Origin of the sequence: Micromonospora sp. CA-244673 (assembly GCF_050948395.1) — a bacterium.
Lineage (GTDB): Bacteria > Actinomycetota > Actinomycetes > Mycobacteriales > Micromonosporaceae > Micromonospora.
In genome coordinates, this window is sequence record NZ_CP192019.1 from 3,257,373 (window position 1) to 3,271,931 (window position 14,559).

At 69.3% G+C, this 14,559-nt stretch carries 13 protein-coding genes and 1 pseudogene; 6 read left to right on the forward strand and 8 right to left on the reverse strand.

The window, feature by feature from the left end:
- The first annotated feature begins 33 nt into the window (after window positions 1–33).
- The 3 genes from ACQP12_RS15120 to ACQP12_RS15130 are packed head-to-tail and all read left to right on the forward strand — an operon-like array spanning window position 34 to window position 991.
- Entirely contained in the window at window positions 34–276 is a 243-nt protein-coding gene (locus ACQP12_RS15120; RefSeq protein ID WP_433288494.1) for a hypothetical protein, read from the forward strand.
- Between the two features lie 12 nt (window positions 277–288).
- A complete protein-coding gene (locus tag ACQP12_RS15125; protein ID WP_433288496.1) occupies window positions 289–702 on the forward strand; it encodes an HAD family hydrolase in 414 nt (137 codons plus the stop codon).
- 34 nt (window positions 703–736) lie between these two features.
- Window positions 737–991 (forward strand): VOC family protein, encoded by a 255-nt coding sequence (locus tag ACQP12_RS15130; RefSeq protein WP_433288498.1) that lies wholly within the window; start codon window positions 737–739, stop codon window positions 989–991.
- A gap of 720 nt (window positions 992–1,711) precedes the next feature.
- Here the strand turns inward: ACQP12_RS15130 and ACQP12_RS15135 are convergent.
- On the reverse strand, window positions 1,712–2,125 hold the full coding sequence (locus ACQP12_RS15135; RefSeq protein WP_433288499.1) for a hypothetical protein: 414 nt from the start codon (window positions 2,123–2,125) through the stop codon (window positions 1,712–1,714).
- A 159-nt stretch (window positions 2,126–2,284) separates the two neighbouring features.
- On the opposite strand from ACQP12_RS15135, the pseudogene ACQP12_RS15140 reads away from it, so the two are divergent.
- The 3 genes and pseudogenes from ACQP12_RS15140 (at window position 2,285) to ACQP12_RS15150 (ending at window position 4,611) form a co-directional block, all read left to right on the forward strand.
- Window positions 2,285–2,767 (forward strand): annotated as a pseudogene (locus ACQP12_RS15140) (HalD/BesD family halogenase).
- 215 nt (window positions 2,768–2,982) lie between these two features.
- Entirely contained in the window at window positions 2,983–3,420 is a 438-nt protein-coding gene (locus ACQP12_RS15145; RefSeq protein WP_433288501.1) for a hypothetical protein, read from the forward strand.
- Between the two features lie 474 nt (window positions 3,421–3,894).
- Window positions 3,895–4,611 carry a hypothetical protein gene (locus ACQP12_RS15150; RefSeq protein ID WP_433288503.1) on the forward strand — a complete coding sequence of 239 codons (717 nt, stop codon included), beginning with the start codon at window positions 3,895–3,897 and terminating at the stop codon, window positions 4,609–4,611.
- A 240-nt stretch (window positions 4,612–4,851) separates the two neighbouring features.
- On the opposite strand, the gene ACQP12_RS15155 is transcribed toward ACQP12_RS15150, so the two are convergent.
- The 7 genes from ACQP12_RS15155 to ACQP12_RS15185 all read right to left on the reverse strand — a co-directional run bounded on the left by ACQP12_RS15155 (window position 4,852) and on the right by ACQP12_RS15185 (window position 14,557).
- Window positions 4,852–5,571 (reverse strand): DinB family protein, encoded by a 720-nt coding sequence (locus ACQP12_RS15155; protein ID WP_433288505.1) that lies wholly within the window; start codon window positions 5,569–5,571, stop codon window positions 4,852–4,854.
- Window positions 5,572–5,821: 250 nt separating this feature from the next.
- The gene (locus ACQP12_RS15160) at window positions 5,822–6,526 is read right to left on the reverse strand and encodes a hypothetical protein (protein WP_433288507.1); all 705 of its coding nucleotides are present in this window, start codon (window positions 6,524–6,526) and stop codon (window positions 5,822–5,824) included.
- 646 nt (window positions 6,527–7,172) lie between these two features.
- On the reverse strand, window positions 7,173–8,012 hold the full coding sequence (locus tag ACQP12_RS15165; RefSeq protein ID WP_433289275.1) for a replication-relaxation family protein: 840 nt from the start codon (window positions 8,010–8,012) through the stop codon (window positions 7,173–7,175).
- Between the two features lie 368 nt (window positions 8,013–8,380).
- On the reverse strand, window positions 8,381–10,870 hold the full coding sequence (locus ACQP12_RS15170) for a type IV secretory system conjugative DNA transfer family protein (protein ID WP_433289277.1): 2,490 nt from the start codon (window positions 10,868–10,870) through the stop codon (window positions 8,381–8,383).
- A gap of 20 nt (window positions 10,871–10,890) precedes the next feature.
- Window positions 10,891–12,681, reverse strand: coding sequence for a VirB4 family type IV secretion system protein (locus tag ACQP12_RS15175; protein ID WP_433288509.1), 1,791 nt, complete (start codon window positions 12,679–12,681; stop codon window positions 10,891–10,893).
- Window positions 12,678–13,640, reverse strand: a complete 963-nt coding sequence (locus ACQP12_RS15180) for a PrgI family protein (protein ID WP_433288511.1) — start codon at window positions 13,638–13,640, stop codon at window positions 12,678–12,680. The genes ACQP12_RS15175 and ACQP12_RS15180 overlap by 4 nt, the downstream gene beginning before the upstream one ends.
- Window positions 13,637–14,557, reverse strand: a complete 921-nt coding sequence (locus ACQP12_RS15185; protein WP_433288513.1) for a hypothetical protein — start codon at window positions 14,555–14,557, stop codon at window positions 13,637–13,639. The genes ACQP12_RS15180 and ACQP12_RS15185 overlap by 4 nt, the downstream gene beginning before the upstream one ends.
- Between the last annotated feature and the right edge of the window lie 2 nt (window positions 14,558–14,559).

A 14,559-nucleotide genomic window follows, 5' to 3' on the forward strand; every position in this document is an offset into this window, starting at 1 on the left:
ATGTCAATCGTCCCGCTGATCTAGGGTGACCTGGTGCCTTCGAAACCCGTGACAACCGTCCTGTTCGATTTCGCTTGGACCCTGTTCGCCAGGGACCCCAACCGCTGGGTCGGCAGCGCGGCGGCCTTGATCGGCCGGGAGGTGGCCGCCGGTGAGGCGGAGCGCATCGCCTCGGATTTCGCTGAGTTGCTGCGGACGACGGCTACGGACCCTGCTCACATCGCCCGGGACTTGGACCCACAGGTGTGGGACCGGGCGATTCTGGCTGTCCTGTAGCAGATCCGTGGGGTGGACTTGCCGTTTGCGCGAGCCCTGCACGAAACGCGCGCCGAAGCGCTGGCGCCGTACGCGGACACGGCGTCCACTCTCGCCGCGCTGAGTGCCCGCGGTATTCGCCTTGGCGTGGTCAGCAACGTGGGCTGGGACATTCGCATCTGCTTTGCGAGGCACGGGCTTGACCGCTACATCGATGCTTTCGTTCTTTCCTACGAGGTCGGCTTCGTCAAACCCGATGTACGGATCTGGCGCACCGCAGTCGAAGCCCTGGCGGCACAGCCAGATCGAACGTTGATGGTTGGCGACCATCCCGGATGCGACGGCGGTTCCGTGGCCGTCGGCATACCCGCCCTGGTGCTGCCGATGGTGAGTTCGCCAGCCCAACTTCGCGGGTTCGATCAGGTGCTGGCCTTGGCCGGAATCTGAAGCCGTTCGGTTCCTGGTTTGTCGAGGTTGCCCAATGCGCTTCGGGAAAGATCTCCGATTCTTCCAGCATGAAGTCGAGCCGAAGGCAGTCAAGAACCGCATGCATTTCGAACTCCACGTCGGCGGCGGCCGGCACCAGCCGTTGGAGGTGCGCTGGCCGCGGGTCCAGGCGATGGTCGACAAACTGGCGGCAGCGGGCGGGACCGTACTCCGGGTCGACGAACCGGACCGTACGCCTGGCCACGTGACGATGGCCGACCCAGAGGGCAACGAATTCGACGTCCTCTAGGTTCGTTCCGCCGGGCAGCCCGACGCGCGCGGCAAGAGTGTCCCGTGACCGGACACAAACTCTGCGCCGCTGTCGAAGGATTGACTCGTACCTCGGTGAAGACGTTGCCCGGTACCGGGTGGGCGCTTACGCGGCGAGGGTGATGTTGTGCAGGTTGGCGATGCCTGAAGCAGCATCGGCCAATGCGTGGGTGGCGTGGTGCCGGCCGACGATGACAGACGGCACGGCGCTACGCCAAAGCAGCACACAACGGCATCCAAACGCCATAGCCGACGGTCGATGATAGCCATCATCGGGTTCGGGACGAAGCGGTCCAGCTGGCTGGCGGTTGAGCATAGATAAGCGGCAGCCTGAACGACTGCAGCAAGCACGCTCGCGGGGGCAGCGACGAACACGCCCACCACCACCCAGATTTGCGACCTACGTTGCCGGTGCGAATCTTGTTCCGACCTCGCTTGTTGGCTTACGAAGTCGAGGAGTGCCCGCACGGTCTCCGTGTCGAGCTCCTCCCCTCGCCCATCCTGGCTCGGGTCGGATCCGGCGGCTTGACGCGTTAGCGCCGTGGGATGTGTAAACCGCGTGGCGCCCAGGTCGACGCCTGGCAGCCGCCCATCGAGACTCGCCCCGGTAGTGCGCTCAACCGTGTTCCCGTCCGCGGAGGCTGGAAAGTCTGCAGCTGCCCGACGGGGAGAAGCGAACCCCCACAGTTTAGGCCAGGCGTCACAAGTCAAGGGCATCAACTAGCGCATCGAAGCTTGGGGCAACCTCGACCCACCCTGGCCGGCTGCCGAGGTAGATCACGCTTGGTGACTCCAGCGAGCGGCGAAAGTCGAGGGAGAACGGCTGGTCCGGACCGAGATCGCCCAAGAGCAGCGACATGTGCGGGTCGATGTCGCCGGGCGGAGCTTTCTGGTTTGGCTTGCCGATGTAGAGCTGCCGCACCTCTTCGTCATAGTCGATCTGATCGATCCAGGAAGCATTCGGTCGGATCTGCGCAAGCGGCAGGAAGACGGGCTGCATGGCGCGATCGCCAAACACGCTCTTGAAGCGCTCCGGGTCGGAGGGTGGAATCCACCGACCCTGCTGGCTCAGCTCCACCAACGCCTGCGGCACGGGTAACCCATCCACGAGCACGCCATGATCGTAGCCAGGACGTACAGACGTCCCTACAGAAGGCACCTCCCGGCATCGACGAGCCCGACGCCGGCAGACGGCATCACCAGGGGCGCCCGCAGCCATCCGTGATCCTCATCCAATGCGCAGGCCGCCGCGGTGCCTGGTAGAACGGGCGGCGTGGAGATCAGCCAGTTGGACTGGGCTTTGGACGAAGTCTTCGATCAGGCGGTGGTGTACCACGCCTACACCGACTACATGCGCGACTACGAGGTCCTCGTCTACGCGACCGCCGATCCGAGGACGGGCATCCAGCCGGCGCACCTTCGCTACCTCTTCAAGTACTGCGTCGTAGCCGAGACGACGACGGCCTTGAGCCCGGATATCTGGCGGGATTCGTTGGACGAAGGGCTGACGGACCCGGAGGTTGGGCCGGATCTCGATGGCTACGTGTGGGGGGTGAGATAGCAGGCTCTTTACCCCGGCGCGCAGCGGGTTGCCGACTCGCGGCGCGCCCAGGAGTGGGCTGAGCGCATCGGGATCGACTTCCATGAGGTCCGCTTCGAGATGAACGGACACAACCTCGCCTTGATCTTCAACGACCTGGAAGTGACGCCGCTTTCCCGCGGCTACACACCGTTCCGCGTGACCAAGGGGAAGTAGCCGGATCGGAGGTGTCGGTCGAGGACAAGGTCCCCGAGGATCCCGGGCGGCATACGGGGTGGCGGATGAGCTGAGCTTGCGCTGTGCCAGTAGCCGCCGGGCCGGCTGGAAGGATGTGAGCGTGACGGGTGCGAGTGCGACGGTTGACAGGTTGGCGGCGTTGGTCGGCTGGAACGGCAGATCTCCGTACCGCCCGGACTGGTCGTCGTTGCAGGTTGCCTTCGGTCACCAATTCCCGGCGGACTTTCGGCAGTACGTGGAGCGGTTCCCTCCGGGCGCGTTCGGCTTCCTGCAGGTGTTCCACCCGTACGAGCGGGGACTACAGCGAGGATTCGACGGTCTACGTCGAACAACTTCTAGCCCGAACCGATCTGGTCAACGACATCGAGGATTACTACAGGTTCGGCAACAAGCCGGGCGAGCTGTTCGCTTGGGGGACGGTCAACGGCGAATTTGAGCTTTGCTGGGAACTGACCACCAGGCTCGCCGACACGTGGACGTGCGTGGTGGCCGACATTCGCGGCCGGACCGGGGAACGCTATCCAGGCGGCATGTTGGACCTCCTGCTGGATGCTCTGGGCGGCACCGGAGGGGTCAGTTCGCTGGACTACCTCCGTGAGGTCCTGCCAACCACCTTCGAGCCGTACTCGTAGCCCAAGGATGAACCTGTGCACGCCGCACCCTGACGGGTGACTAACTGGGTGACGATCGAGAAGCACCGGGCCGGACGTTGGCGGACCGTAGCGGACAGGCTCCAAGCCGACAGGCGCCGATGGCTCACACACCGGACGAGTCGCGAGCCCCGACACCGGCACCTTGCCGAGTTCCACTTGCGCCTTCGAGGCGACCCGCAAAGCGGGCCGCGCCGGCTCGGCCCCGGCCTGCTGGCGACCTCCCGCCGGCATCGGCCGGGCCGGCCGGCCACGCTGACGGACGACAAAGACCTTGAAGACCTCGGGGCGTTGCCCCGAACCCCGGCCCTCCTGAGAGATCGGCCGGGCGGATCACCTCGCCGGGCACCACAAGGGCTACCAGCCTCCCCGTCGGGGGAGGAAGGATTGTCTGACGACTCCCCGAGGAGGAGATCCGCTGATTCCATCAACGCTCGCAGAGTGGATACTCGGCGAATGCGCGAAGAGGAAGTCTTCCAGGTGATTGCCGATCGCGTGGCCGCCCTCGACTACAGCGATGAAGTCTTCGTCCGCCCTGGCCACCTCGATGCAGATGGCCGCTGGGCACTGACGCCTTCTGCCGGTGACGTTCGATGGCTAGAGGAGCGTGGGTCACAGACGCACCTTGCAGCCAAGGCGGTTGGTGCCGTCGATCCGCTGCCGCCGCTCGAACCCGCCTCCGCCGAGGCCGTTGGAGACGCCGAACGACTGCTCGGTCATCCGTTGCCGCCGCTGCTGCGCCGCATCTACCTTCAGATTGCCAATGGCGGCTTCGGTCCCGGCGTGCTTGGTGTGGCTGGCGGATACACGGACGACCTGGAGAGAACGGCAGTCGATCGGCTCGACCCACGAGAGCCGCCCGGCCTCTTCCCCGTCGCCTATTGGGGATGTGCGATCTACTCGTACGTCGACTGTTCCGAGCCATCGGCGATGATGTGGGGCTTCGATCCAAACTCGGGCCGGGCCGAGCGGTCTTTCTTCCCCGAGGGGATCTCTCTCACGGAATGGCTGAGCCGGTGGCTTCGTGGGCGGCTCCGCCAGCCAATGCTTGTGCAGGATCCGCAGACAGGCGCATGGCGTGGCGCAACCGATGCTGAGCATGAGGCCCAAGCTCTTGAAGTCGCCGAGCTGGCGAAACGGATCAAACGGCGCGCTGGCGGACGCGAGGCCTGAGGGGAAGACCAGGATTTGGCAGGCCCGGCGGGGTTAGGGCAGGTAGACCGAGATGGGCAACTTGATCTCGTAATGCGTAGGTCATCCGTGCCATCCACGTGCCAGGAACCCGTACCCCCGGCGGTCACCAGCGGGCACGAACGGTCCCTACAGCGGCCGGCTGGCCTGCCCCACCAGGTCCTTGTGAAACTGATCTTCGTCCTTCCAATGCTCCGCAAGATGCTGAGTCCGTAGCCGGCCCTACTCAGCGTCCTGTGCCTCGATCAGGTCGAGGTCGCGGACGCAGAAGCGGTGGTGCTCGAAGGTCTCGTTGAGCACGGTGCCGAGGCACTGCCGCACCGAGCGACCCCGGGCGTACGGCGGCCAGACATCGTCGTCGGGCACCGGCGCTGGCGCTGCGAGCCGAGCAGCGGTGACCTCGTCGAGCCAGGCCTCGAGTTCGGCGGCCTGTGCGTCACGCACGCTCACGATCTCGTCGAGGGCGGGACCGAGCGAGAGGTCAAGCCCGTGCGCTCCACGGTAGGGCTCGACGGTCGTCCCGATGCCCATCGGCGTGAACAGCTCCGTCGAGCCCAGACAGCAGCGGCGGAACCACGAGTCGTGAACGAAGACCAGGTGGCGCATCGTCTGCACCGCCGACCACTCGTCGTTCACGCTGCGGCGCTCGATGCCCGGCGTACGGCGGATTCGCTCGATCGTGGCGGCCCACCCGGCATGGAGCTGACTCGCTGCCTCGCGCAGATCGGCAGGGTCCTCGGAGCGGATCAGCACCCGCACCGGATGACGCCGGTCGAGCTCTGCCTCGACGTACTCGGTGACCTCAACACCGTTCACCACAAGGTTGGTGACGAGCCCGTCGATCACGGCATCCTGCATGACGACGCCGATCAGGCGTGCTGCGGTCAGATCGCACTCGCGGAACTCCGCACCGTGCAGATCCTCGTCTACATACCGCGTCATGCTCCGCATACTAGGTCCGAGCACCGACAAGCCAGCCTTCCGCTTGATCTGGCCTCCTGCAGGTCCTGACCGAGCGCGAAGAACGCAACAGCGTCGCGGTCGCCTCCAACGAATCCTTCTCCGGACCGACCAAGGTGGCTGGCCTATTGGCCACGGACGAGTCGACCTGTAGGTCCACCTTGTCCCCGTCCGGGGAAGCTGGACGGTCTACGACTGCCCGACGAGGAGATCCGCCGCAGGAGCGCGGTTGTCAAGCGTCGCCCCGGGGCCCCAGCAGCAGGCTGACCTGAACCAACGCGTCTGGCGACATAACCCCCGGGCGGCGAAACGCATGCCTCGCCTCGCTGACCCGCCCGGCCGGGGTCAGAGTCCAGTGCTGCGGACCCCAGCAGCCCTGCTTCTCAAGGAGTATCCGAGCCAGCGCCCCGGTCTCTCCGGCGGCGCCGCAGGCGGTCAACATCGCAGCGAGGACATCGCCCGCATCCAAGGGGAGGTCCGCGTCACTCATGATCGGCAACAACAGAAGGAAGGTGTAGGGGTCAAGGCGCGGGGCCGATCCGGCTTCGGCCGCCTTATGCGCGACGGCGAGCAACTCTGGCCAGCACAGCCCCGGCCCCATGAAGCAGCCTTCGACCCTTGCCAAGGGAACCGTCGCCTTCCACTCAGGATGGTGCAGCAGGTAGTCGTACCCTCCTTCCCCGGGAAGGTTGCGATACACGACATGGAGCAGGTGCCCTGCCGGGAGCGGGACTGACAGCACTGGCCACTGGCGCTCATCGCTGACGCGTTCGAAAAACTGCAACAGGTCGGCCTTGCTGACCCCGAATCCCGCACACAGCGGCTCTTCGACGCCGTTGGTGCATTGCAACAAGTGGCTCGCCCAGAACAGTGGCTCGTCTACCAGGTATGCCCCATCGATCAAGGGGTCGTCTTCATAGCCTGGAATCTTGTGCATTGGCCGATTCTGGCACAGGTCTCTGACTCCAGTTCGACCCAGCAGTACGCCATAGTCGTTAGGGCGTGTGCGTCGCTGACAGTCGCCCTCGGAGCAAGCCGGTGTCCGTGACGGGCCAGCCACGGGCCAGTAACCGTGGTGCCCAGTGGTCATATGGGGGCACGAGCGACACCCGTCTCTGTCCCCGCCTCGTCGTCCTCCACGCCGTCTTCGAGCATCTCGCGGTACTCGTCGCGCACGTCGCATGCGGTGTCGTCGGAGAACAGGCCAGGCCCGCAGGCGCCCATGGTCACCCCCATGCGTTGGCGTTTCCGCGCCTGGCCAACCTGCCACAGGTTTTGCCCGCCGTCACCTGGGACCGCGAGACCTGGCTCCTGAAACTCCGCCCGTGATCTGGTGCTTGGCCTTGGTGCGGTTCAGGTTGCTGATGCTGGGGCGGGGGACGGCTGTGACCGGGGTGTCGGCGTCGTAGGCGGTGACGACCGCAGCTACGAGGTTGAACGCCGCGACCCCCGCTGGCGCGAGCACGACCTCACTGCGCAACCGACGTCAGCCGCATCGCCACCGACCTCACCATTTGGCTAGCCGCTCGCGGCTACCCCAGCCGACCGCATGCCCGCGCCCGCGACGAAATCTGACACACGCCCTAGTCGTGGTCGGGGTAAATGAAGCGGTGAGGGTTCGTGGCGGGGTTGTCGGGGCCGTGGTCGCTGGGCAGCTCGTGCAGCCAGCGGCGCAGCCCTGGCTCGGTGGTCAGCGTCCAGGCCGGTCCGGCGGGATGCTCGTCGTGGATGCCGGTGGCGACGGGCATGGCGGTGGGCACACCGGCGAGGGCGCGTAGGAGATTGGTCTCGCGGCGTCGGCTGCGCACGCGCAGCAGGACGGGGTAGCGGGGCCCGAACTGGGCGAGGCGTTCGTAGCCGCGCAGCTTGCGCAGCACGACGGCGAGCGGCTCGGTGCCGTTGTCGTGCTCCAGGAAGAACCCGACCTGCTGGTCTCCGACGCACCACACGCCGTGCCCGTCGGGTCGGATGCCGGCTATGGCGTAGGCGGCGGTGGCGTGCTGCTCGGACCACCACCTGGCCAGCCGCGCGTTCTGATGGATGCGCGCGTGAGCGAGGAGGTCGACGAACAGTTGGTTGGTGCCGAGCAGGTGGGCGAGCCGGCAACTGCCGACGATGCGTTCGGTGCGTTCGATGCTGCTGCGCGGCGGTCGGGCGTCGGGCCGGTCCGGGTCGTTGTAGGCGGTGGGGTGCACGAGCATGCCGAGGGGACCGAGGGCGTAGAGGTACTGCCCGTCGCCGGTGGTGATGTCGACGAAGCGGCTGACGGCCTCGATGCTGTGCAGGGTGGCCAGGCGTAGCCGGGCGGAGCGGCGGGAGGTGAACGCCGCCTCGGTGATCTGGTCGGCCGAGAGCACATAGTGCTCGGCGAGCCAGGCGAGGAGCTGACGGTCGCGCAGCGTGAGCCGACGTAGGTGCTCCAGACGGGAGCGGCGGCTGGTGTTGCTGCGGGAGGCGAGGAGGCGGGGGTTGGATGACCGGGGATGGAAGACAGGTCGATCGGTAGACACGAGCGGACATCCCTTCAGGGAGGAAGTGGATCCCCTCCGTTGGAGGGGTGTCTGGAATCAGGGGTGGTGGTGACCGTGCCGGTGGGCCGCCGTGTGCTGCAGTGATAGGCCCCTCCGCGCTGGTCGGTCGGCTGCGGTCAGCCCTTGGTGGTGAAGGGCGGAGGAAGCGTCTGCGGAAGGGGTAACGGAAACCCCCGCCAGGCGCCTGACAGGCGCCGAAGGAACCTCCGTCAGCCCCGCCACCTGGCCACACCGGGCGACCCGTTCGCGCCCAACCGGTCTCAAGGCCTGGCCTTGTCGCTCTCCGCACGGGGCGCGCGGGTTTGCTGGGGTGGCTTTGAGTAGCGGTCGACCAGAGCGTCGATTGCGCCGATGTCCTGGGCCGGGACGGCGCGCGCTGCGGCCTGTCGGATCGCGGTCGCCTCGCCGATCAGCGGCTTGGGTGGGCGGGTCTTCATGGTGAACGCCGGTGTCTGTCGGCCGCCCACGACCAGGCGGGTGGCGGCGGTGTAGGCGTCGAGGTGGGTCAGGTCGTGCTCGTCGAGTTCCGGCAGGGTGTGCCGGGCGAGGACGCGGGCGTCCTCCGGCGCGCACGAGAAATAGATCTTGTTGCGGGCGTTCGCCGACGCCGCGGCGAGAAGGTCCTTCGGGAACTGGGCGAGGTCCTGGTGCGACAGCACCAGGGACAGCCGGTACTTACGGGCCTCGGCGAGCATCGTGTCCAGGCTGTTGGCGAGGGTGAGGAAGTTCTGCGCCTCGTCGATGATCAGTGTGGCGTCGCGCCGCTTGTCGGGGGCGATCTTCGCCCGGGCGGTGGCCGCCTGCCACACCTGCGCCAGCACCAGGGAGCCGAGCAGCTTGCTGGTGTCCTCCCCGAGCTGACCCTTGGGGATGCGCACCAGCAGCGCGCCGCCGTCGAGGACCTCTCCCATGTCGAAACTCGAGCGCGGGTAGCGCATCGTGCGTTTGACGAAGTCCCGCAGCAGGAACGCCCGCAGGCGGGCGAGCACCGGTCCGATGACCTGGGAGCGCAGGGCGGGGTTCAGCTCGTCGTACCACTGCCAGAACCCGGACAGGCCGGCCGGGTCGTCGAGGTCAACGGTCATCGCCGAGCGGAACTGCGCGGAGTTCAGCAGGGGCGGGATGTGCTGCAGGGTGACGTTGGCGTGCCGCAGCAGGGTCAGGCACGCCACCCGCATGACGTCGTCCATGCGCGGGCCCCACGCCTTGGCGAAGATGTTCCCGAAGATCGACACGAGGTTGTCGACCACGAGGTCAGGGTCGTCCCCCGAGAGCGGGTTGATCGTCGGCGGGTTGGGCTGGTCCGGGTCGAACAGCACCACGCGGTCCGCGACTGATGCCGGGAGCCGGTCGAGGATGTCCAGGACCATGTCGCCGTGCGGGTCGATGACCACCGTGCCGCGGCCGGCCTTGATGTCGTCGACGGCCATGTTCACCAGCAGGGTCGTCTTCCCGGAGCCGGTGGCTCCCACGACGTGCAGGTGGTAGCGGGCATCCGGCACGGCCAGGGCCACCCCGTGGCCGCCGACCTGCGCGTCACCGATCACCTTCATGCCGCGTCCGCCGCTGGGCACGGCGACCGGGGCGGGCATCGACTTCGCCCGCGCCCGATCCAACCCGGGCACCGCCAGATCCCGGGGCAGCGCGGCGAGCGCCGCCAATTCCGGGGTGCAGGTGAGGAACCCGCCGCCGAGACGCCGCGACGCCAGCACCGCGGCCGGCGACGACATGCGGGTACGAGGGGTGAGGCGGTTGCGGCCGGAGTACACAGCGAAGGAGGAAGCGATCGCGTGGGCGATGCCCCGCAGTCGGGGCCGCTGGTCCGTGCTCCCGCGCCGGCTGTCCTTGCCGACGGCATAGCGCACGGCGGTCTCCCACAGCGGGTGGGAGGTCTTGTCGAGGATCGCCCGCACATCGCGCTCCACGCCCGGGTCGCGCCGCCCGGCCGGAGCCGACCGGGCGGGGCCGGCGGTGCTGCCGGGCAGGAGCAGCTCGACGAGCCACCGCAGGGGAGTGGCCGGGTTGAGTCCAGGGACGGCGGTTTTGCCGTCGCGCAACCGGGCGGCGGCCCGCCGGGCCCGCGACACGCGCCGGCGCCCGGCGGGGCGGGCCAGCACCTGCACACACGCGTACTCGTCAGCCTTGAGCTGGGAGCCGGCGGACATCAGCGCCCGCAGCGGATCGTTGTCGTGGCCGGTGTGCAACGGCAGCCACTCGGCTGCCATGGGCAGAAGGTGACCGCCCACCGCCGCCGACACCTCCAACGGCATCGGCGGGGCAGCGCTGTCGACCACGCAGGCGGCGCCGGGCCAGGCGGCGCGGACGGCGGCTTCCAGCGCGCCGCGCGCCACGGTGCCGGGAACCCACACCGAGATCAGCAGCCGTCGACCGGTCCACGTGTACTGCCAGGCAACGTGGGGGCTGCCGTCGAGCAGCTGCCGTCGGCGTGACGGGGTGAGCGTGCCAGCGAGGTTGGCCCACAGCGCCGCGGCGCCGTGCGGGTCGACCTCCGGTGGCGGGGCGATGGTGACCAGACGGGCGCCGGCGGCGTGCCGGCGGTGCCGCCACAGCCGCAGCAGGTTGCGGCCGGCGACGTAGGCCACCAGCACGCTCGCCGCGACGACGAGCAGCCAGGGCCGCTGCGCCACCCAGCCGGCGGCGTCGAGCACCCACCGCGCGGCGCCCGTCGGTGGTGGGAGTACATCGGTTCCTGGCGTGGAAGGGCTGGGTTCGGCCGCCGGCAAGGCCAGGTACGTGGCGAGGGAGCACTTCACCGCTCGTCTCCTTCGTCGTCGAGGTCGGCCAGCTCGCTCGGGTTCGTCGTGCAGAGCCGGTGCTCGGCGGGGGAGGCGACGGCCTCGAAGCTGGTCCGGTTGGTGCCGCAGATCAGCAGCCCCGTGCCAACCCGGGCGGCGAGCAGCAGCCGCCGCTCGCCGGCGGTGAGCCCAAACGCCTCGCCGATGGCGTCGATGGCCTGCGGCGCCTGCTTGAGCAGCACCTGGGTCGCGGCGTTGGCGACGACGGCCTGTCCGAGGTCGGAGCCGAGGACGTCGGCGACGTCCTGGGTGATGACGGTCAGGCCGGCGTGGCGTTTGCGGGCGGCCTTGGACATGCGGAACAGGAACCGGGCGCCCTCGCCGTCGCGCATGAGCAGCCACGCCTCGTCCACCACGACGAGCCGCCGTGCGGCCAGCCGGGCGGGGGCGTCGACCTGCCGCCAGATCGCGTCCAGGGCGAGCAGGGTGCCGGCGGTGCGCAGCTCGTCGGGCAGGTGCCGCAGCGACCACACGACCAGATGCCCGTCGGGGCGGGTGGTGCTCGGCCCGTCGAACAGCTCCGAGAACGACCCCTGCGCCCACGGCGCGAGACGGGCGGCGAGCTGCCGTGCGGCGGGGTCCTCGTCGGCCCGCAGGCGGTCGGCGAGGTCGCGCAGCAGCGGGGCGGGCCGGTGGTGGGTGGCCGGGTCCGCGGTGATGCCCGCGGCCCGGTAGACGGCCAGGATCGCCCGGTCCAGGGCCGCTCGTTCCGCCGGTGGCGGCTGCTGTCCGAGCAGCACGCTGACGAGGCTGTGCAGGAACAGGCCGCGCCGCGTGAGCACGTCCGGGCGGGTGTCGCCGGCCGGCAGGTCCAGGGGGTTGATCTTCACCCCGGCCGCACCGAGGCGAACCACCGTGCCGCCGACCGCGTCGGCCAGGCGCCGGTACTCGTCTTCGGGGTCGATGACGGCGACCTGCACCTGCTGGTAGAGGTTGCGCAGGATCTCCAGCTTCACGAAGTACGACTTGCCGGCGCCGGAGCGCGCCAGGACGACGCAGTTGTGGTTCTCCTGTGCCCAGCGGTCCCACCACACGATGCCCTGCGAGTCCGGGTTCACCCCGTAGAGCACCCCACCCTCGGCGGGCGGGTCGCCGGGCAGCGGCGCCGGTAGGTCGGCGGAGGCGAGGGGGAACGCGGCAGCGAGGGCGGCGGTGTCCATGGTGCGCCGCATCCGCAGCGAGTCCGTGGCCAAGGGGAGTGTGGTGGTCCAGCCTGCGAGGTGCCGCCAGGTTGCCGGTTGCACCTCGATCAGGGTGGACGCGGCGGTGGCCTTGACCTGGGCGCACGCGTCGAGGAGCTCGTCTTCGGTGCGGGCATGCACGGTCAGATACAGGCCAACGCGGAACAACTTGGCGGCGCCACGGGCGAGCCGCTGCGCGAGGTCCGCCGCGTCGTCGGCAGCGGCGTCGACGGCCGGGTCGGGTAGCTTGCCCCGCCCGGCGTCAGCGCGCCGGGAGGACTCGAAGCGGGCCCGCTGGGTGCGCAGCCTCGCTGCGGCGACCGGGGCGGGCAGCGGGTCGATGTGCAGCGCGAGGTCGAGGCGGCCCGGCCAGGACAACAGCGGCTCGAGCCAGGCCGGCCCGACCTCGGCCGGGTAGCCGGTGACCACGAGCGTGGCGGCGTAGCCGTCGCCGACGCGCAGCATCCGCGGGGTCACCTCCACCGAGGCGGGGGCGACCGTCGCGGCCAGCCCCCGCGCCCGGCGCCGCAGCTCGCCCGAGTGGGATCGGTTGCGCTTGTTCATGTCTGTCGGCCCCCTTCGGGTCGGTGGTGTCGCTGGGACGCGGCTGCGGTGATCACGGCGTCGGGGGCCGCGAGGCCGCCCGGTCGGGGCGGCCGATAGGGGTCAGCCGCAGCCGCGAGAGCGGCGGTCACGGCCCCGCCGTCCAGCGCCCGGGTGGTGACGCCGAGGCCGGCCAGCGCGCGGGCAGTGTCCTCTGCGCGCCGGCGGGCGGCACGCTCGCCGACGGTGGTGCGGGTGACGATGAGGACCTGCCGGCGCAGCGGATCGCGCCGGGTGGCGAGCTCGTCGAGGAAGCCGGCGTGGTCGGCCGCCGCGTCCGCCAGGGCGGGGTGCGGCAGCTTCTCGGCTGCCTCAGCGAGGGTGCGGGCGGCGCCCTGCAGGTCCACCGGTTGGGCGGACACGACGATCTGCGTCGGCGCGGACAGCGAGTTCAGCCACCGGCCGAACGTGTCCACCAGCGCTGCCTGCTCATCCGGGGTGCGCAGGGCGAGGTTGACGCTGGTGGCGGCCACCATCGCCGCTCGTGCTCCAGCCAGGCAAATGTCCCCGCCGTCGTCGATCGCATCCGCCGGCAGCGTCAACGGCGCCGGCAGGGTCACCTTCGACGCCGGGGTCTGCACCCAGTCGGGCACCGTGGTTGTCGTGTCGGTCGTCGACAACGCCCGTGGTGCCCGAGAGTGCCGCACGGCGGCGAGCAGCCACACGTCCAGCGGCAGGCCGTCACGCCGGCCCACGGCCACACCGAATACGAGACCGCCGAGCACGACAGCCGTGCAGATCAGTACCAGCGCGGGAACGAACGTGTGCAGGGTCCGCCATGCCCCGTAGAAGGCGAGGGCGGCGACGGCGAGGATCGCCAGCTGCCGGAACGTCAGCCCGTACAGCACCTTGTCGGGAGCGTCGACGTCCGCGGGCATCCGCGTCCGGCCCGGATCGGCGCGGTCGTCGTGGTTGCTCATCGGCCGACCGCCTTCAGCCCGCGGCCGAGGCCGGGAACGGCGCGGGTGGCCTGCTGCACGACGAGGACCCGCACCGCGGCGCCGAGCATGTTCACGCCGCGGCTGCTGTTTCCGGTGGCCACGTAGCGGCGCATCAAAGACGGCACGCGCAGCGTCGTCCAGAGCATGACCATGACCACGAACAGGTTGATCGCGCCGCCCGGATCCACCGGCAGTCCGAGCACGGGCAGCAGGTGCTCGGGGTCGGTGAGCATCCACTGCCCGGCGTAGAGGGTGAAGCCCTGCACCACGGGTACGGCGAGGACACCGGTGTAGGAGCGCCACCACATGCGGGCGACCGGTTCGGTCTGTGGCAGCGCGTGACACGCGAGGGCCAGCGGCGCGAAGGCGGTCAGGACGATGACGACGGCGAAGCGGACGATCACGCTGAACGCGGTGCCCGCGAGCAGGACGGCGATGATCGCCACGCAGATCACGAACAGCAGCACCGCCGTGGTGTCCCGTCCGGCGAGGATGTGCGACTTGATGGCGCGCAGCGCGCCGTCGCTGTCGCCCTCGGCTGTGGTGAGTGCGCCGGTCAGGGCGTTGGCCAGGTCGATGAGCATGCCGCACCACAGCTGGGAGAAGTGCGCGGCGACGAACCCGACGATCAGCCTCGGGATCAAGTCTTTGGCGGTGTAGCGGGTGGTGTCACTGCCGCCGGCGGTCATGGTGAGCACCCCGGCGGCGACGAAGGCGAGCACGAAGACGGTGTCGACGACGAGCACCGAACGGCCGGTCAGGGCCTGCACCTGCGGCAGGGCGGTGACCTTCGGGGTGATCAGCAGCGCGCTGCTGATCACCCCGAACAGCGCGTCCAGGCTCGCGAGGATCGCCGCCGACAGCCAGCCCAGGATCTGGTCGAGTAGCCAGCTCATGG